An 18,739-nucleotide genomic window follows, 5' to 3' on the forward strand; every position below is an offset into this window, starting at 1 on the left:
AAAACCTCTAGACCGAATGACAGCCAAGGAGTTGCGGGAGACAGCCCTAAAAATCCCGGAAATAACAGGAGTCCACGGGATGAACAAGCCTGAGTTATTGGCTGCCATTAAGGAAGCCCGCGGAATCGTTGATGAGGTGACCAAGAAATCTGACGTTTCAGTGCGGGAGATCAAGAAAAAGATCCGGGATCTGAAAACAGCCAAGGCGCAGCTGAAGGAAGACGGAGACAAAGCACAGGCCAAGATAATGAGACGCCGAATCAGCCGGCTCAAGAAAAAGACTCGGAAGGCAGCATAAGAGCAAGCCAAAATGATCAACCCAAGGCAGATAGCGTTTGACATAGATGGCGTGTTTGCCAATACCATGGCGCTCTTTTTGGAAATTGCTCGCAGGGATTACGGCATTAACCACATAAAGTACAGTGACATTACCCAATACTATCTTGAAGAGTGCCTGGACATAGATCCGGATATTATCAGCGCCATCATAAATTGCATTCTGGAAGGAGACTGTGATGCTGAGCTTGAGCCTATAGACGGTTCCAGCAAGGCGCTTTCTGATATGGCCCGCAAAGGGCCACTACTTTTTGTGACAGCTCGCCCCACGCTTGCGCCGATTAAGAGCTGGGTGGACGGAATGCTTCCTGAGTCACCCTTTCCGATTGAAGTGATTGCCACGGGCGCCCATGAGGCAAAAACCGATGTGCTCAAAGCACATGGTATCCAGTATTTTGTGGACGACTGCCTTGAGGTCTGCTTCATGCTGTACGAACAAGATATCACCCCCATCTTATTCCACCAGCCGTGGAATCGTTCTTCCCACCCTTTCCTGGAGGTTCGCACTTGGGTTGAGATCATGGACCTCATTGATCTTGATTCGTAATTTCTCAAAAAGTCCGGTTAACGCGGTTGCCATAAGCGCCGGGGGATGAAGGTTTTTTCTGGAAGGCGATATCTCTGTTATTGGCACGGGTTTTCGTAGTGGCCAGATATTCATGATTGCCGGCACGGTCTTTTGCTTTTGGCCATGACTTGGTCTAATCATCAATATCTGGCCACGATGCCTGGGCATGATTGGTCCGCCGTAGGCGGATTGATATCGCCAGGAAGAAAAAGCCTTCATCCCCGACGTTATTGAGAACTTACCTTAATTCTCCCTAATCATCCCATTTTATTGTTGATTAATCAACCCATTGTGATATTTATAAAAATTCTTAGAAAATCTATCTCCATGTTGGTCAGCTTGGCCATCATGGAGTAAATTGAGATAGTTATGAAAGTGTGGATCGATACATTTGTTGAAATGCTGTCAGTCGAAAAGGATTTTTCGCCTCACACCTGTCGAGCCTACCGGAAGGATCTGGAGCAGTTTTCAGCCTATCTACATGGAAAACTCCAGAGCGAAACAGGTCCGGACGTCCATGAGGTAGATGGCCTGGTAATTCGCTCTTATCTTGGCTTTTTGCACAAGAGACATAAGAAAACGACGATCGCCCGGAAGCTTTCCGCTTTGAGATCCTTTTTCCGATTCCTGGTCAAAAAGGGGTTGATTACGAAAAACCCGGCTGAAACGGTTCTAACGCCTAAGCGTGGGCGCCCTGTGCCGAATTATTTGCCTGTTGATGAAGCGTTTCGTCTCTTAGACGGCGTCCAAGGGAATTCGGTCCTTGCTCTGCGCAACAGGGCGATCCTTGAGACACTCTATTCCACAGGGTTGCGAGTGGGCGAACTGGTGGCTATGGACATACAGGACGTTGACTTTGACAGGGGGATGGTCCGGGTTCTGGGTAAAGGGAACAAGGAGCGCCTCGTCCCTGTGGGAAAGAAGGCGCTACGTTGTATGCGGGTTTATCTGGATAGGAGGAATCAGGCAGAGACAATGAGTGACTCGGACAGCGCGCCCTTGTTTTTGAACAGGCTGGGCGGGCGTTTGAGCTCCCGTTCAGTCGGGCGACTCCTTGACAAGGTAGTCCGGCAACTGGGACTGTTGCGGCCCATCACCCCCCACGGACTCCGCCACACCTTTGCCACCCATATGCTTGATGCCGGGACAGATCTCCGTATGGTGCAAGAGCTGTTAGGCCATGCGAGCTTGTCTACTACTCAAAGATACACCCACGTGAGTATCGACAGGCTGATGGAGGTCTACGACAAGGCACACCCCAGGCGATAGGAAAATAGGAATGCAAAATCAAATAAGTCCACACGGAACAACGATTTTGGCTGTGCGGCGCGGCGGGCGCGTGGCTTTGGCGGGTGACGGTCAGGTGACCTTGAAGGATACTATCATGAAACACCGCGCCAAGAAGGTTCGCAAGTTGTTTAAGGAGAAGATCCTTGTAGGGTTTGCCGGCGCCACGGCCGACGCCCTGAATCTCTTTGAACGCTTTGAGGGAAAACTTGAGCAATTTAATGGAAATCTAACACGCTCGGCTGTAGAACTGGCCAAAGACTGGAGAACCGACAAGTACTTGAGGCGCCTGGAAGCCGTTCTCGTAGCCGCGGATTCTGATCAGTTATTTCTAATATCCGGAAATGGCGACGTGATTGAACCAGACGAAGGAATTCTTGGTATCGGCTCCGGAGGGGCCTACGCTCAAGCCGCTGCAATGGCTCTGATCCGTCACACGGAATTGGATGCAAAATCAATTGCAGAGGCCGCCATGAAGATTGCCGCTTCCATTTGCATTTACACCAATGAAGCCATCACGATGGAGCATCTATGAAAAAACTTACGCCACGGGAGATAGTAGCAGCTCTAGACAAGTACATCATAAGCCAGAAGGATGCTAAGCGATCTGTGGCCATTGCCCTTAGGAATCGATGGCGGCGCCGGCAGGTTCCCGAGGACCTGCGTGATGAGATAGCCCCAAAAAACATCATCCTTATCGGTCCCACAGGCGTCGGTAAGACCGAGATTGCAAGACGTTTGGCGCGCCTGGCTGATTCGCCTTTTTTGAAAATTGAGGCCTCCAAGTTTACCGAGGTGGGATATGTGGGTCGCGATGTGGAGTCTATGATTCGCGATCTGACAGAGCTAGCCGTCAACATGGTAAAATCTGACGAGCAAGAAGCGGTCAAGATAAAGGCTCAAGCCATCGCCGAGGAACGAATGCTCGATATTCTTCTCCCGCCGAAAAAGGCCTCCAAGGCCACTGAGGAGATTGAAAGCGAGGAGAAGACCTTGGAGTTGGTCAGGAAAGACGCCACAGAACCTGTGTCAACGCGCGAAAAAATCCGAAAAATGTTACATAACGGCAAGCTTGACAATCGTTATGTGGATCTTGAAGTGGCTGAACGGGCCATGCCTGTAGTGGAAATATTTTCCAGCGCCGGGCTTGAGGAGATGGATATTAATCTCAAGGACATGCTTGGCGGTATGTTTCCGAAAAAAACAAAAAAACGGAAACTAAAGGTTCCGGAAGCCATTGAGATTCTCACGCAGGAAGAAGCCCAACGACTGGTGGACATGGACAAGGTAGTCAAAGAGGCGATCACAAAGGTCGAACAGAGCGGCATTATCTTTCTTGATGAGATCGACAAGATCACAGGGAGAGAGGGTGGACACGGGCCGGATGTTTCAAGGGAGGGAGTACAGCGCGACCTCCTCCCCATTGTTGAAGGATGCACGGTGACCACCAAGTATGGCATGGTAAAGACAGACCATATTCTTTTCATTGCCTCTGGAGCCTTTCACACGACCAAGCCCTCTGACTTGGTTCCGGAACTGCAGGGTCGCTTTCCGATCAGGGTGGAACTAAAATCTCTGGGTAAAGAAGAATTCGTCAGGATACTGTCCGAGCCGAAGAACGCCCTCGTGCTTCAGTACAGGGCCTTGCTCAAGACCGAGGGGATAGATTTGGTGTTTGAAAACGATGCCATTTCTGCCATCGCAGAGATCGCCACAGAGGTCAATGCAAGGACTGAAAACATCGGGGCAAGGAGGCTCCACACGGTAATCGAACGGCTTCTGGATGAGATCCTGTTTGATGCGCCGGATGTCGCCGAACAACGGATAGTAATTGATGCCAAGTATGTGTATGAAAAACTACAAGACATCAAGGAGGATGAGGATCTGAGCCGGTACATCCTCTAAGCAATGCCGGATGCCGGATGATAGATCACCAATGACTAATGACCAGTAACCAGTCACCGATGACTGACAATATTGCCGACATACTGATTGAAGCCCTTCCTTACATCCGCCGTTTTTACGGAAAGAGGATCGTCATCAAATACGGCGGCCACGCCATGGTGGATGAGCGTCTTCAGGAGGACTTTGCCCAAGACATCACCCTGATGAAATACATAGGCCTTCATCCAATAGTGGTCCACGGCGGAGGTCCGCAGATCGGATCGGTCTTGGACCAGATGGGGATCAGGTCTCGCTTTGTAGATGGCATGCGCATTACCGATGAACCTACCATGGATGTTGTCGAAATGGTGCTCGGGGGCAAGGTCAATAAGGAGATCGTGGCTCAAATCAGTCAACAGGGGGGCAAGGCTGTGGGCTTAAGTGGCAAGGACGGGGACCTGATTCTTGCCAGGAAGCTCCACCATGTTCGGTCCCAGGTGGAAGAGAAGCCCCCTGAGATCATAGACATCGGCATGGTGGGCGAGGTTGTTAGCGTAAATCCTGAAATCATAGGCACCCTGGAGGCTGGCGGCTTTATTCCTGTCATTGCTCCGATCGGGACAGGGGAGACGGGAGAAACCTATAACATCAATGCCGACTGGGTAGCCAGCAAGCTTGCCGTGGCCCTCAATGCGATCAAGCTGATCCTGCTCACAGACGTTACGGGTGTCATGGATGAGCAGGAAGCACTGATGTCCTCTCTGAAGGCCGAGGCAGCGCAAAAGCTCCTTAAGAACGGGGCTGTTTCCGGCGGCATGATCCCGAAGATTCAATGCGCCTTGGAGGCCGTTGAAAAAGGGGTCAAGAGGGTTCACATCATCGATGGTCGCAATCCCCATGCCGTGCTCCTTGAGCTTTTCACAGACAAGGGGATAGGAACAGAGATTAGTTGTTAGTCATTGGTGTTGTGAACAGCTGCATTATCTCTAGCGCATGACGCTTGATACCGGATGCCGGAATAAGATCGCGGAGCAATTTTATGACAAGTGACCAAACCATAAAGAGAGCAGACCTCGCCATTGCAGCTACCTACAGCCGATTTCCTATTGTGCTCACAGAGGGCAAGGGGTGCATGCTCAGGGATGCAGAAGGTCGCACCTATACGGACTTTGTTGCCGGCATCGCAGTGTGCAATCTGGGGCATGCCCATGGAGGAATTGCCAAGGCCGTGGCAGAGCAGGCGCGTCGTTTAGTGCATGTTTCAAACCTGTACTACACTGAGCCGCAAACCGAGTTGGCCGAATGGCTGGTTGAACATTCCTTTGCCGACAGGGTTTTTTTCTGCAACAGCGGCGCTGAGGCAAATGAAGCAGCCATCAAACTGGCACGGAAGTATTTCCATGACAGCGGAGCCCCTCACCGGTTCAGGATCATAACCATGGAAAACTCCTTTCATGGTCGAACCATGGTAACTCTTGCGGCCACTGGTCAGGCCAAGATCAAGAAGGGCTTTGAACCCCTTCCGGATGGGTTTGACATTGTCCCCTTTAACGACATTGAGGCTGTCCGGAACGCTGTTTCGCGGGAGACATGCGCGGTCATGCTGGAACCCATCCAGGGGGAAGGTGGGGTCAAGTGCCCTGTCCAAGGGTATCTGGAAGGGCTGCGAGAGTTATGTGACAGAGAAGGCCTGCTCCTCATCTTTGATGAAGTACAAACCGGCATGGGGCGGACCGGAAAGCTCTTCGCCTATGAGCGCTTTGCCCTGATACCCGACATTATGACCCTGGCGAAAGCCTTAGCCAACGGGCTTCCCATGGGGGCAATGCTGGCCAAAGAGGACGTGGCGAAGGCCTTTACTCCGGGGGCTCATGCCTCGACCTTTGGTGGAACGCCCTTGGTTGCCGCTGCAGCCATTGAGGTAGCCAAGGCGCTTCTGAATGAAGGTGTCCTTGAAAACTGTCAAAGGGTTGGCCGATATTTCAAGAATCAACTCCTGAGCCTTAAAGCCAGATACGCCTTTATCCGTGAAGTTCGAGGAGAGGGGCTCTTGATTGGCGCGGATCTTACCTGCGACGGCATGCCTATCGTCAAAAGCTGTATGGAACGGGGTTTTCTGATTAACTGCGCCCAGGGACATGTCTTGCGATTCATCCCGCCGCTGATCATTCAGGAAAAAGATATTGACGCGCTAATTGCATGCCTGGATTCGGTATTTCAGCGTTTCTCCGATCAGCCCAAGGAACAAGAATGAAAAAGGACCTCTTAACCCTAAGAGATCTAAGCGCTGGTGATTTTGAGGCGTTGTTTGCGCGGTCTTTTGAACTGAAAGGACGGCACGGCAAAGGAGTCCCGGATCGACCGCTTCAGGGCAAGACCCTTGGGCTCATTTTCGACAAGGCATCGACTCGAACCCGGGTCTCCTTTGAGGCGGCCATGATTCAGCTGGGTGGCACCTCCCTGTTTTTGAGTGCCAGGGATACCCAACTGATTCGAAACGAGCCTATTGCAGACACGGCCCGTGTTCTGTCCAGGTATCTTGATGGCCTGGTCGTTCGAACATATTCCCAGGATTTGCTTCAAGAATTGGCAGCCAGGGCCTCTATCCCTGTGATCAACGCACTGACCGATCTTTACCATCCATGCCAGATATTGAGTGACCTTATGACGATATTGGAAAAAAAGGGCACTCTGGAGAGACTCAAGATCGTCTGGGTAGGAGACGGAAACAACGTGGCCCACTCCTGGCTGAACGCATCAGCCATCCTGGGTGCTGACCTGGTTCTTGCGTGCCCGGAAGGTTACCATCCCAACGAGGAGATTTTGGGACCTGCAAAAAACGACGCGAATGGCCGTATAGTCGTCCTTTGTGATCCTAAAGAGGCCGTTCGCGATGCGGACGTGATCTATACGGATGTCTGGGCCAGTATGGGCCAGGAAAGCGAATCCGCCAATCGGAAAGAAGCCTTTAAGACCTATCAGGTGGACCAGGCCCTGGTAGCCCTGGCCAAGAAAGATGTCATGGTCATGCACTGTTTGCCTGCTCACAGGGGTGAGGAGATTACCGCCGACGTACTGGAAGGGCCTCATTCGGTTGTCTGGGATCAAGCAGAAAACAAGCTCCACATGCATAAAGCAATTCTGGAAATGTTTATTAGTCATTAGTCGGAGGACTGTCTTGTCACAAGAAATCAAGAAGATCATTCTGGCCTACTCAGGAGGTCTCGACACTTCGGTTATCCTGAAGTGGCTCACCGAGACTTACAAGTGCCCAGTGGTTGCATTTGCAGCTGATATTGGTCAGGGAGAGGAACTGGATAACCTTGAGGCAAAAGCCCTGAGGACCGGCGCGGAAAAGATCGTTATCGAGGATTTGAAAGAGACCTTTGTTCGGGACTATGTGTTTCCGGCTTTTCGTGCTAATGCCATATATGAGGGAAGCTATCTCCTGGGGACTTCCCTTGCACGCCCTCTCATTGCAAAACGCCAGATCGAGATTGCCAGGCTGGAGGGTGGCGATGCAGTGAGCCATGGCGCAACTGGAAAGGGCAACGATCAGGTGCGATTTGAATTGACCTACCAAGCCCTGGCCCCTGACCTGAAGATCATTGCGCCCTGGCGGGTCTGGTCGTTGAATTCTCGACAGTCTCTCATGGAATATGCCAAGGCTCATGGGATTCCGGTTCCAACAAGTCCCAGGAAACCGTATAGCACGGATCGAAACTTGCTCCATATCAGCTATGAGGGGGGCATTCTTGAAGATCCCTGGCAAGGACCGCCGGATGATATGTTTTCCCTTTCTGTGTCCCCTCAGGAGGCCCCTGACAGACCAGAGGTCATTGAAATATCATTTGAACGGGGAGACCCTGTAGCCATCAATGGCGACAAGCTTTCTTCTGCCGAGCTACTTGCAAGGCTGAATGTTTTTGGGGGTAGAAACGGCATAGGCCGGGTCGACCTTGTTGAAAACCGGTTCGTGGGAATGAAGTCTCGAGGGATATATGAAACACCGGGAGGCACGATCCTGAGAGTGGCTCACATGGCCGTTGAGTCCATCACAATGGACCGCGAAGTCATGCATCTTCGCGATTCCTTGATTCCCAAGTATGCTGAACTTGTCTATTATGGATTCTGGTTTTCACCTGAGATGAAGGTGTTGCAGGCAATGATTGATGAGACACAAGAGACGGTGTCAGGCACGGCCCGACTGGAGATTTATAAGGGAAACTGCCGTGTCCTGGGCCGCAAATCCGACACGTCCATATATAGGAGCGATTTTGCCACGTTTGAATCAGATCAGGTTTACCGTCAGCAAGACGCGGAAGGCTTCATCCGCCTCAATGCCCTGAGGCTGCGCATTCAGGCTATGATGAAGCAAAAATAAAATCGCTACGCGATTTTATCATGAGGTGCATTGTGCCTGATAAACCCTGGAATGGAAGTTTTACTGAAAGAACAGACCGCAGTGTAGAGGCTTTCACTTCTTCCATTGCTTTTGACAGGCGCCTCTACGCCTACGACATAAAGGGCAGTATTGCCCACTGCAGAATGCTTGCCAAGCAGTCAATTATCTCCGAGAATGAGGCTTCAGAAATTGTTGAAGGCCTTGGCAGGATAGCTCGCGACTTGGAACGCGGCAACTTTGAGTTCGATGACGCCCTGGAAGATATTCATATGAATATTGAGGCCCGTCTGACCGCTGAAGTCGGCAAGACGGCGCAAAAGCTCCATACGGCAAGGAGCCGAAACGATCAGGTTGTTTTGGACCTTCGGATGTACCTGCGGGACGAGGTGAACAACATACTCGAAAGACTGACCGCCTTCAGGAGCAGTCTGGTAAAATTGGCTGATGAGCACATTGGTGTCATCATGCCCGGATATACCCACCTCCGGCGTGCCCAACCGGTGCTCTTTTCCCATTACCTGATGGCTTACTACGAGATGTTTTCAAGGGATAGGGCCAGATTCAAGGGGGTGCTTGAGCGGATCAACGTAATGCCATTGGGCAGTGCGGCGCTTGCCGGCACGACGTATCCCATCGACATGGCGTACACTGCCAAGCTGCTTGATTTCCCGGAGATTTCGGCCAACAGCCTTGACGCCGTCAGCAGCCGGGATTTTGTTGTTGAGTTCCTCGCTGCAGCCAGCATCTGCATGGTTCATTTGAGCCGTCTTTCGGAAGAATTGATTCTATGGGCCTCAAGCGAGTTTGGCTTTGTGGAAATACCCGATTCCTTTGCCACGGGAAGCAGCATCATGCCCCAGAAGAAAAACCCGGATGTGCCGGAATTGGTCAGGGGCAAGACAGGACGTGTATTTGGGGACTTGATGGCCTTGCTCACCGTAATGAAGGGGCTCCCCCTGACCTACAATCGCGACATGCAAGAAGACAAGGAACCCCTCTTTGATGCAGTCGATGCCGTAAAAGCGTGTCTTGAGGTATACGAAAAGCTCATCCCAAGGTTGAAAGTGCACCGGACGGCCATGGAAAAGGCGGTTTTAAAGGGCTTCCTAAATGCCACGGACATGGCCGACTACCTGGTGACCAAGGGCATGGCATTCCGAGAGGCTCACCGTTGCACCGGAGAGGTTGTCCGATATGCTACTGGGCAAACCAAAGAGCTCCACGAACTTTCGTTGAATGAGCTTGAGAAGTTCTCCAAACTCTTTTCAGAAGATATTTTTGAGCTTCTGACACCACAGCAGATGGTAAACAGGCGGCTTTCTGCAGGCGGTACAGCCACAGAGAACGTGGTTCGAGCCATCCAGAAGGCAAAGGAAGTAACGGCCCGCGAAGCAGACAAGGGGCAATAACATGGGAAGAGTGAAAGGCCGTCAAGACAGACTCCTTCTGCTCGTAGCCCTGGGATCTTTGCTTCTTCATCCGGGGTGCGGAAGGAAAGGGCCGCCTCTTGCCCCACAGGCTGTCGTGCCCCCGGCAGTCAAGGACTTGAAGGCTGAGCTTGTCGGAGATGAGGTGCTGCTGTCATGGTCCATACCGGCAAAGGGCGACACCATTGTTAAAGGCATTGATGGTTTCAGGGTCTTCAGGCATAAGGCGCAGAACTCGGTGGCTCCATGCCCCGGGTGTCCCATCCCTTTTGGTGATGAATTCCTTGATGTGCAACTCAGGTATCCTGAGGCGGATCAGGTAGAAGGAAATCGCGTTAGCTGGCATGATAGGATTGAGCCTGAGTATAGATATGCATATAAAATTTTATCTTATCACAAGAGCGGAGGCGTGAGTGACGATTCCAACATCGTTTTTTGGCCCATGCCCGACTCGCAAACGACAACAGATATAGAATCACGGAGCCCTTATGCACCACTTCAACTATCAGAATAATGAGATGTATTGTGAGGATGTCTCCATTTCTGAGATTGCCCGGGAGGTGGGAACGCCCTTTTACCTCTACAGTCATGCAACGCTCCGGCACCACTTCCTTACCTTTCAAAAGGCCTTTGAAGGCGTCAATCACCTGATCTGCTTTTCGGCCAAATCCAATTCAAATATCGCCGTGTTGAAACTCTTTGCAAAACTCGGTGGCGGCCTGGACATTGTGTCGGGAGGCGAGTTGTTCCGCGGACTCACAGCAGGTGTTCCGCCAGGCAAGATCGTCTTTTCAGGGGTGGGAAAGCGTGAGGACGAAATCGTGTACGCTCTGGAATCGAATATCCTCATGTTCAATGTGGAATCATTCCAGGAACTCAAACTCATTGATCAGTGCGCTGCTCGCCTGAACAAAAAAGCGCCAATAGCGCTGCGTGTCAATCCGGATGTTGACCCCAGGACACATCCATACATTGCCACCGGGTTAAAAGAGAACAAGTTCGGGCTAAACGTTGAAGCCGTGCTGGAAACCTACAGTGCAGCCAACGCCTGCTCTCACTTGAAAGTGATGGGGATCAGTTGCCATATCGGTTCCCAGCTCACAGAGGTCTCTCCCTTTGTGGATGCCTTGGGCCGGATCAAGGATCTTATTGCCACGTTGGAGACTTCCGGCATCTCCATCTCCTATCTTAACTTGGGCGGCGGCCTTGGAATCACTTATGACCAGGAATCCCCCCCGCATCCCAGTGAATACGGGAAGGCAATCCTGGAGACGTTGGGCCAAGACCCCTTTACGCTAATCCTTGAACCTGGTCGTGTTATTGTAGGCAATGCGGGAATACTGGTAACTCGAGTCCTTTATACGAAAAGCGGTGAAGACAAGTTCTTTGTGATCGTCGATTCGGCCATGAACGACCTTGTGCGACCATCCCTTTACGGCGCTTACCACGCCGTTGAACCCGTAGTGAGAGATCGCAAGGAAACCATAGAAGCAGATGTGGTAGGCCCCATCTGTGAGAGCGGCGATTTTATTGCCAGGGATCGGCGGATTCCTCTTGTGCAGTCAGGCGATCTCCTGGCAGTCATGAGCGCAGGGGCCTATGGTTTTACCATGTCTTCCAATTACAATTCCAGGCCGAGGGTTCCGGAGATTATGGTCAAGGAAGATCGGTTCTTTGTGGTCAGGGCACGGGAGTCTTACGAAAATCTGATTGCAGGAGAGTCAATACCAGCTTTTTTGTGAATAAGTCGTTACTAGTCATTTGTCACTGGTCATTAGTTTAGCCACCAAGTGCCAGATACCTGGCCAGGTGGAAGAAATGCCTAAATTCAAGGATTGGAAGCCAGATTTACGGCTCCTTTTTCTTACCCAGGAACCAACATCTGATATCCAAGCTCAACCATCAGGCATCCGGCATCCGGTATTGAGTTTCTGGCATCTGCCATCGGGTATCCGGCATCATAGCGCAAACCAACGACTAGCGACTGATGATAAAGGCCGTCTGATAAAGCAACAGCCATGACAAGAGCAGATATCCCTTTCTACAAAATGAGCGGCAGTGGAAACGATTTCATCGTTGTTGACAACCGCACCGGGGTCGTGGAGGAAAAGGATCTTAACCAATGGATTGCATCAGTATGCCGCAGGAAACACTCAGTGGGGGCTGACGGGTTTATCCTGATTGAGACTTCCGAGCAGGTCGATTTCAAGTGGCGCTTTTTCAACGCAGATGGGGGAGAAGTTGAGATGTGCGGCAACGGAGGCCGCTGTGCGGCAAGGCTTGCCCATCTAAAGGGAATTGCAGGGCCCAACCTCAGCTTTGAAACCAAGGCAGGCGTAATCCGGGCCGAGGTGACAGACAAAAGGGTCAAGCTGGAGATGCCGGAACCCTCAAGAGCGAAGCTCGATTATCCCCTGGAGGTTAAAGGAAAAATTTTCACTGTAAGCAGTATCACCGTGGGTGTGCCACATGTGGTGATCTGGCCAAAGGATGTGGAGAAGGCGCCTGTTTTTGAAGCAGGCAGCGCTATCAGGCACCATGAGCGTTATGCCCCGGCCGGAACAAACGTGAACTTTGTTCAGCCTTTAGAAAACGGCTCCTTTGCCATTCGCACCTATGAACGGGGTGTGGAGAATGAAACCCTTGCCTGCGGGACTGGTTCGGTTGCTGCCGCCCTCGTTGCCTCTGCCAAGGGGATGACTGGTTCGCCTGTGGCCATTCACACCAGGGGCGGGGAGCTTTTGAAGATCTATTTTGAGAAAAACGGCAATGATTATCACAACGTCTTTCTCGAGGGTGATGCAATAGTCGTTTATGAAGGTAAGCTTTGGAATGAGGCCGCATAGTCACTGGTCATTAGTTCCGATGCCTGATGCAGGATACCTGATGCCTGATATATTCCATTGACATCGGGCATCTGACATCAGGTATCAGATATCGGGCATCAGGCATCATTGTTTGTACCAATAACCGACAACGGAGGAATTAATTGAAGATCGCGCAATCTGAAAGACTGAAACGCCTTCCCCCTTACCTTTTCAAAGAGCTTGATCGGCAGAAGGAAGAGGTCCGTGCCAAGGGCGTAGACATTATTGACCTTGGTGTGGGTGATCCTGATCTTCCCACACCCCCCCACATTATTGAGGCACTGAAACAGGCGGCTGAGGATCCTGCCAACCACCAGTACCCGTCTTATTCGGGGATGGATGACTTCAACGCTGCAGTGACAAGGTGGTACAAGGGCAGATTCAACGTCGATCTGGATGTCGGCAGTCAGGTCGTAACTCTGATTGGATCAAAGGAGGGGATTGCCCATATACCATTGGCCTTCATAAACTCCGGTGATATTGCTTTTGTTCCCAGCCCCGCCTATCCGGTTTACCATATCGGCACCCACTTCGCAGACGGCAAACCCTACCCTATGGATCTTTTAAAGGAAAACGGCTTTTTGCCCGATCTTAAAGCCATTCCGGCGGAAGTGGCGGAAAAGGCAAAGATGATGTTCATAAACTATCCGAATAACCCCACTGCCGCAGTTGCTACCAAGGATTTTTTTGAGTCTGTAGTTGCCTTTGCCAAGGAATATAATATCATCGTATGCCACGATGCAGCCTATTCGGAGATGTCCTATGACGGCTTTAAGCCCATGAGTTTTCTTGAAGTGGAAGGGGCCAGGTCCGTTGGGATCGAATTTCATTCCCTTTCCAAAACTTACAACATGACCGGATGGCGCATTGGATTTGCCGTTGGCTGTGCAGAAGTCATCAACGGTTTGGGCCAGGTCAAGAGCAATATCGATTCTGGTGCGTTTCAGGCCGTTCAGATTGCAGGAATTGCGGCGCTTGAAGGAGACCAGACTTGCATTGAGGAAATGAGGAAGATCTATCAAGAGCGTCGGGATATCCTGGTGGACGGGTTGAATTCAATCGGGTTTTCTGTGGAAAAACCCCGGGCAACCTTCTACGTTTGGATGGAAGTTCCAGAGGGATATACTTCAACTGAATTAACCAGCCGTCTTTTGACAGAGGCCGGCATCGTAAGCACACCGGGAAACGGTTTTGGCGCAGCAGGCGAAGGTTACATCCGGATGGCCCTCACGGTGAACTGCGACCGAACGCGTGAAGCAGTCGAAAGGATTCGGGCCGTCGCACTGTAGTCACTGAGTACCCCGTCTCATAAATTCTGCACTCCAAATTGGCAAAACGAAATGACGTCAGAATGGTTACATTTAATCCACTTATCAGAGACGGGGAAATCCGTGCTGTCTTCAAGCCGTCAGGCGCAAATTCGAATATCGTGCTGTTTTCAAGGCGTGAGCCGCAAACTCGAAACAAATTCGAATGACAAAAATTCAAATTCTCCAAACACTTTAAAAACGAGGTGGTTAGCGGCATTTGTTTTGAATTTGGAACATTCGGATTTCGATATTGTTACGCATTTCGGATTTCGATATTCGGATTTTCTATGTTGTTCCTGTGATTTGAGGACATGTTAAATTGCCAAAATCAAGCAATGAACTTTCAAGACACTGCACTGAGTGGTATACTGCGCACGGCAATAAATGGCGATTTTTCTCTAATACGCTCTTAGTCAGGGGTATGTCGGACCCTGTCACTCCATTTACATCAGGACTTTAGGTAATGCCAGACGATAGCTTTCACGCAGTCTACATAGGTGTGGGATCCAATGTCGGCAAAAGGGAGGAGAATTGCCGCAAGGCGATTTCATCTGTTGCCGCCTGCGGGGGTTGTCTGTTAGACTGTCAATCGCGGTTGTATGAGACTGAACCAGTAGGGTTGAACGAACAAGCCTGGTTTATCAATGGCGTGGTTCGGATTCGCACTAATCTTCAACCCAAGGCCCTGCTCATACAACTTCAGGACATTGAACAAGCCATGGGACGGAGGCCCGGAGGCCCAAGATTCGGACCCAGGGTCCTGGATTTGGATATCCTCTTTTTTGACGATCAGATCGTGCAAACAACCCAACTGCAGATTCCGCACCCAAGGTTGCATAAACGACGATTTGTGCTAAAACCTCTTTGTGACATTTCGCCTGAACTGGTACACCCCGCGCTGGGGCAAACCATGCAATCCCTGCTGTCCAACTTGGAGAATGGCGGAAAGAAGGTCATTTTGTTCCAATGAGATTCCTGTTCCTTTGTCTTTTGATTTACCTGGGTTACCGGGTATTGAAGTCATTGTTCCTTCCGGGTCAATCCCCCCCTGAGCCCGAAAGGAATGACGAAGTGGCCCGGGTGGATGACGTCATGGTAAAAGACCCTTTTTGCGAAACCTACTTCCCCAAAAGGAGTGGGATAAAAGAAATCATAAACGGAGAGACCTACTTTTTTTGCAGCACCGCATGCAGAGATAAGTATCTGGAACAGATCAAAAAGGCTTCGGAATGATTTTTGTCGAGAAATTACGTTTTTGACAGACAGATGGCGTATCGAAGAGAGGATTCGGGTGTTCGTCGGTGGATCTGGGCCCACTTGCTCATACTCCTGGTGGCCCCTATGCCGGTGCATGCAGACATTTACCGCTATGTTGACGAGGAAGGAACCATCCACTTTTCTAACGTCCCAACTAGTGCAAAATATGAGGTCTATATTCGGGAAACCCCTCGTGGACGGGTTTTTGATCGGTCTGACCGTTATGATCCTTACATCACAGAAGCTGCCCGCAAATACGGTGTGCCCTTTTCTTTGGTGAAGGCCATTATCAAAACGGAGTCGGATTTTGATCCCTACGCCGTTTCCAGCTCCGGCGCCCGCGGATTGATGCAGATCATGCCCGAAACCGCAAAAGATCTGGGGGTGACGGATTCTTTTAATCCGAGAGAGAACATCCTCGGCGGGGTGCGCTATTTGAAGGAGCTTTTGACCCGCTTTCAGGGGAGTATCCCTCTGGCCCTTGCAGCCTACAACGCGGGACCCAACAGGGTGGACCCCCTTAAGGAAGTTCCTCCCATCAAGGAGACCGAAGGTTTTGTGCACAAGGTGATGCAATATTTTAATGGCTACTGATCTTATCCATGGAAGGTGTTATGAAGCCCCTTGAACTGCTGTCTGCGAAGTTTTGGACCTCCCCCAACCACCTGACCCTCTTCAGGATTGCCAGCATACCTGTGCTCATTGTCTTGCTTTTGTTTGCCAACAAGGTGTGCGCATTTCTGGCTGCTATCGTCTTTTCTGCAGCGTCCGTGACCGATCTCCTTGACGGATTGCTGGCCCGACAGCGTGGTCTTGAGTCAACACTGGGTAAGTTCTTGGATCCTCTGGCGGACAAGCTGCTGATTTCGGCCGCCCTGATCATGCTTGTCCCTCACGGCCGGGTGCCCGCCTGGGTGGTGTGCGTCATTATCGGAAGAGAGATCGCGGTGACAGGAATTCGCGCCATCTTGTCCGAAAAGGGAATCGTGATGGAGGCTGGAGAACTCGGGAAATACAAGACAGGCTTTCAGATCGCGGCCATTATTCCCCTATTGTTTCATTACTCTTATTTCAATATCGATTTTCATGCCGTGGGGTCTCTATTTCTGTGGATAGCCCTGATATTGACCGTGTGGTCAGGAACAAGGTATTTCCTAAGGTTTCAAAAGGCTATTCGGGAATAGGGAAAGTTTTTGTTGACAACACCAGAAAAAAAAATCTAAACTTTCTCGAAAAAGCGGGAATAACTCAGTGGTAGAGTGCAACCTTGCCAAGGTTGAAGTCGCGGGTTCAAATCCCGTTTCCCGCTCCATTTTTTCATCTTCGTAAAATGCCCGTGCAAATAACGGCGGGCCTATGGCGCTGCAACTCCTCCAAAAAAGGTGGGCCTGCGCGCCGTAGCTTCAGCGAAGGCATGGCGGCATAGCCAAGTGGTAAGGCAGCGGTCTGCAAAACCGTTATACACCGGTTCAAATCCGGTTGCCGCCTCCATGTAAAATCAGGGGGTTAGCCTTTAGGGCCAGCCCCTTTTTTTGTTTCTGGTTAAGATCTCCGTCAGATCAACCAATGACGTCAACCTTTTTAGAATAGGAGTTTTTAGAGCAAATTTGCAGTTTTTCAAAAGTTATTTACATTCTTATCGCCATCCGGCTTTTCCCCCAACCTAAAAATCTCAGCCCTCAACATCGCTGGTCTTGATGCTCGAATCTTGTGTGAGTGTAACCTTTTTACACAGTAAAAGAGACGTGTATTTTGTAAAAGTGGAAGATAATTACACACTTCGGGGTCCCTTATGAAATCGGTTTAAAGGCTTTGAGCTTCTTAAAATGCAACAATCACAAGCTCTTACAGGCAGTGGATGGGGCTGCAAGGCTATGTGGCATGCCCTTTGCTGAAATTTGTTGAAATGAAATCTAAATCTTTTACCGAAAAGGCGAAATCCAGAGCAAAGTAAGATGGGCAGAAAAAAGATTCTTTAACTTCGACTTTGCCACCCCTATTCAACCAATTCCGAGAGTGGTGAGCTAATTTCGGTCAGGGAGGTTGGCTCTTGAGACTTTCCCAAAAGAGTTGAACCTAAGAGATTAATTGAAGAATTATCATGTCAAGAAAGCTTCTTTGTTTCCTTTCTGTCATTATCGCCTTGTCTACTATCACCCCACTGGTTCACGCAGAGGATCAAACCGTATTCGGGCCAAGTGATTTTGAAATAGGCAGTTGGCATGTGCATTTTTCCCGCCACACCTTCCATCTAGATGATCCCGGAAATGGGTATATTGTCATTACAAAGAATACGCCGGATATGGAGATACGGGGAGGATTTCTCTTTTTCAACAGAAGGTTTATCCCCCTTCGACAGTTTCTCGTCGGAGACGATATCATTGTCTATAAAGACAGAGCACTGAAATCCACCAACCGCCTGACTGTGTTTCTCAGAGGGACTCCCGGGGCCTCCGTGACCATTCTGGAGTCAAGCTCGTTGTTCAACAAGACATTGCATTTCAAACCACCAAACACAAAACAGTTCAACAACAGGATGAGAGGGCAGATATTATGAAAAGGGCTATGACGATCACATTGTTTTTGTTCCTAACCGTATTCCTTGGCACGGCTTCTGCCGTTGAGGTGACTCTGTTTGGGCCGAATCAGTACTTGCGAACTTCGGGTCCGCCGGATGTCTATACCGATACATTTTCTGCGATTCCAGGGCAGGGCATGCTCATCGTCAGAAACGGCAATTGGGACGGTGGCCACAGAGTAGAGGATGGTGTAAGGAGCGCGACAGTCACCGTCAATGGAGAGGAAATATTTGGTCCGAATGATTTCAACCAGCAGGTCTATTATCTGGAAGCTGTCATCAATCTGCTCGAAGATAACTCCATTTCAGTATAACTGGCGAGCGCCCCGGGTAGCTACATTACTGTTGAGGTTACAGAAGGTGTAGACCCGCCCACTGTAACTATAAGTGCTGATCCTGAGTCGATTATGGTTGGGGAGTCTGCCACCCTCACCTGGAGTTCGACCAACGCCGATTCTGCCACCATAGATCAGGGTATTGGCGGTGTTCCTGTAAATGGTTCGACCTCGGTTTCACCCACCGAGACTACCACTTATACGATCACGGCGACCGGCCTTGTAGGGACGGCCACAGACATTGTTACGGTCACAGTCCTCTATCCTCCGACCGTGAACATCTCAGCAAATCCGGAGACAATTCTGCTTGGAGAATCGTCCACCCTTACGTGGAGTTCGACCCATGCTGACGCCTGTGTCATCGAACCTGACGTTGGCAGCGTGGATCCAACCGGATCGATTACCGTATCTCCCACCGAGACCACCACATACACAATCACGGCGACGGGTCCTGGAGGAACGGCGACGGCATCTGTCACAGTCAC

The 18,739-nt window shown here is 50.6% G+C and carries 22 protein-coding genes and 2 tRNA genes; 23 read left to right on the forward strand and 1 reads right to left on the reverse strand.

Features of this window, described 5'->3' with window-relative positions; all coding sequences use genetic code 11:
- The 12 genes from JW883_14900 to lysA all read left to right on the forward strand — a co-directional run.
- Nucleotides 1-298 (forward strand): transcription termination factor Rho (locus JW883_14900; protein ID MBN1843555.1); only part of this gene is annotated, 298 nt, incomplete at its 5' end.
- A 12-nt stretch (nt 299-310) separates the two neighbouring features.
- Nucleotides 311-883 (forward strand): haloacid dehalogenase, encoded by a 573-nt coding sequence (locus JW883_14905; protein ID MBN1843556.1) that lies wholly within the window; start codon nt 311-313, stop codon nt 881-883.
- A gap of 390 nt (nt 884-1,273) precedes the next feature.
- Entirely contained in the window at nt 1,274-2,173 is a 900-nt protein-coding gene (xerC, locus tag JW883_14910) for a tyrosine recombinase XerC (GenBank protein ID MBN1843557.1), read from the forward strand.
- Nucleotides 2,174-2,183: 10 nt separating this feature from the next.
- On the forward strand, nt 2,184-2,726 hold the full coding sequence (gene hslV / locus JW883_14915) for an ATP-dependent protease subunit HslV (protein ID MBN1843558.1): 543 nt from the start codon (nt 2,184-2,186) through the stop codon (nt 2,724-2,726).
- Nucleotides 2,723-4,096, forward strand: a complete 1,374-nt coding sequence (gene hslU, locus JW883_14920; protein ID MBN1843559.1) for an ATP-dependent protease ATPase subunit HslU — start codon at nt 2,723-2,725, stop codon at nt 4,094-4,096. Before hslV ends, hslU begins: the two co-directional genes overlap by 4 nt.
- A gap of 59 nt (nt 4,097-4,155) precedes the next feature.
- A complete protein-coding gene (gene argB / locus JW883_14925) occupies nt 4,156-5,031 on the forward strand; it encodes an acetylglutamate kinase (GenBank protein ID MBN1843560.1) in 876 nt (291 codons plus the stop codon).
- 83 nt (nt 5,032-5,114) lie between these two features.
- Complete coding sequence (locus tag JW883_14930) at nt 5,115-6,329, forward strand: aspartate aminotransferase family protein (protein MBN1843561.1); 1,215 nt, start codon at nt 5,115-5,117, stop codon at nt 6,327-6,329.
- Nucleotides 6,326-7,240, forward strand: a complete 915-nt coding sequence (gene argF, locus JW883_14935; protein MBN1843562.1) for an ornithine carbamoyltransferase — start codon at nt 6,326-6,328, stop codon at nt 7,238-7,240. Before JW883_14930 ends, argF begins: the two co-directional genes overlap by 4 nt.
- Before the next feature lie 13 nt (nt 7,241-7,253).
- Nucleotides 7,254-8,459 carry an argininosuccinate synthase gene (locus JW883_14940; protein ID MBN1843563.1) on the forward strand — a complete coding sequence of 402 codons (1,206 nt, stop codon included), beginning with the start codon at nt 7,254-7,256 and terminating at the stop codon, nt 8,457-8,459.
- Nucleotides 8,460-8,488: 29 nt separating this feature from the next.
- Complete coding sequence (argH, locus tag JW883_14945) at nt 8,489-9,889, forward strand: argininosuccinate lyase (GenBank protein MBN1843564.1); 1,401 nt, start codon at nt 8,489-8,491, stop codon at nt 9,887-9,889.
- Between the two features lies 1 nt (nt 9,890).
- A complete protein-coding gene (locus tag JW883_14950; GenBank protein ID MBN1843565.1) occupies nt 9,891-10,421 on the forward strand; it encodes a hypothetical protein in 531 nt (176 codons plus the stop codon).
- Complete coding sequence (lysA, locus tag JW883_14955; protein MBN1843566.1) at nt 10,396-11,649, forward strand: diaminopimelate decarboxylase; 1,254 nt, start codon at nt 10,396-10,398, stop codon at nt 11,647-11,649. The genes JW883_14950 and lysA overlap by 26 nt, the downstream gene beginning before the upstream one ends.
- 122 nt (nt 11,650-11,771) lie before the next feature.
- Here lysA and JW883_14960 read toward each other — a convergent pair whose 3' ends face one another.
- The gene (locus tag JW883_14960) at nt 11,772-11,927 is read right to left on the reverse strand and encodes a hypothetical protein (GenBank protein MBN1843567.1); all 156 of its coding nucleotides are present in this window, start codon (nt 11,925-11,927) and stop codon (nt 11,772-11,774) included.
- On the opposite strand from JW883_14960, the gene JW883_14965 reads away from it, so the two are divergent.
- The 11 genes from JW883_14965 to JW883_15015 all read left to right on the forward strand — a co-directional run.
- Nucleotides 11,926-12,753, forward strand: coding sequence for a diaminopimelate epimerase (locus JW883_14965; protein MBN1843568.1), 828 nt, complete (start codon nt 11,926-11,928; stop codon nt 12,751-12,753). The genes JW883_14960 and JW883_14965 overlap by 2 nt on opposite strands.
- Before the next feature lie 149 nt (nt 12,754-12,902).
- Nucleotides 12,903-14,063, forward strand: a complete 1,161-nt coding sequence (locus JW883_14970; GenBank protein ID MBN1843569.1) for an LL-diaminopimelate aminotransferase — start codon at nt 12,903-12,905, stop codon at nt 14,061-14,063.
- A 484-nt stretch (nt 14,064-14,547) separates the two neighbouring features.
- A complete protein-coding gene (gene folK, locus JW883_14975) occupies nt 14,548-15,054 on the forward strand; it encodes a 2-amino-4-hydroxy-6-hydroxymethyldihydropteridine diphosphokinase (protein ID MBN1843570.1) in 507 nt (168 codons plus the stop codon).
- Nucleotides 15,051-15,317: a hypothetical protein gene (locus tag JW883_14980; protein MBN1843571.1), complete on the forward strand. Its 267-nt coding sequence runs from the start codon at nt 15,051-15,053 to the stop codon at nt 15,315-15,317. Before folK ends, JW883_14980 begins: the two co-directional genes overlap by 4 nt.
- A gap of 33 nt (nt 15,318-15,350) precedes the next feature.
- The gene (locus JW883_14985; GenBank protein ID MBN1843572.1) at nt 15,351-15,935 is read left to right on the forward strand and encodes a lytic transglycosylase domain-containing protein; all 585 of its coding nucleotides are present in this window, start codon (nt 15,351-15,353) and stop codon (nt 15,933-15,935) included.
- A gap of 20 nt (nt 15,936-15,955) precedes the next feature.
- Nucleotides 15,956-16,525, forward strand: coding sequence for a CDP-diacylglycerol--glycerol-3-phosphate 3-phosphatidyltransferase (pgsA, locus tag JW883_14990; GenBank protein ID MBN1843573.1), 570 nt, complete (start codon nt 15,956-15,958; stop codon nt 16,523-16,525).
- Between the two features lie 53 nt (nt 16,526-16,578).
- Nucleotides 16,579-16,653, forward strand: a tRNA-Gly gene (locus JW883_14995).
- Between the two features lie 104 nt (nt 16,654-16,757).
- Nucleotides 16,758-16,832, forward strand: a tRNA-Cys gene (locus tag JW883_15000).
- A gap of 610 nt (nt 16,833-17,442) precedes the next feature.
- Complete coding sequence (locus JW883_15005; protein MBN1843574.1) at nt 17,443-17,898, forward strand: hypothetical protein; 456 nt, start codon at nt 17,443-17,445, stop codon at nt 17,896-17,898.
- Nucleotides 17,895-18,233: a hypothetical protein gene (locus JW883_15010; GenBank protein MBN1843575.1), complete on the forward strand. Its 339-nt coding sequence runs from the start codon at nt 17,895-17,897 to the stop codon at nt 18,231-18,233. The genes JW883_15005 and JW883_15010 overlap by 4 nt, the downstream gene beginning before the upstream one ends.
- A 93-nt stretch (nt 18,234-18,326) precedes the next feature.
- The coding region (locus JW883_15015; GenBank protein ID MBN1843576.1) for a hypothetical protein at nt 18,327-18,739 on the forward strand (413 nt) is incomplete at its 3' end.

It is taken from the genome of Deltaproteobacteria bacterium (assembly GCA_016930875.1).
In the GTDB taxonomy this organism is placed as follows: domain Bacteria; phylum Desulfobacterota; class Desulfobacteria; order Desulfobacterales.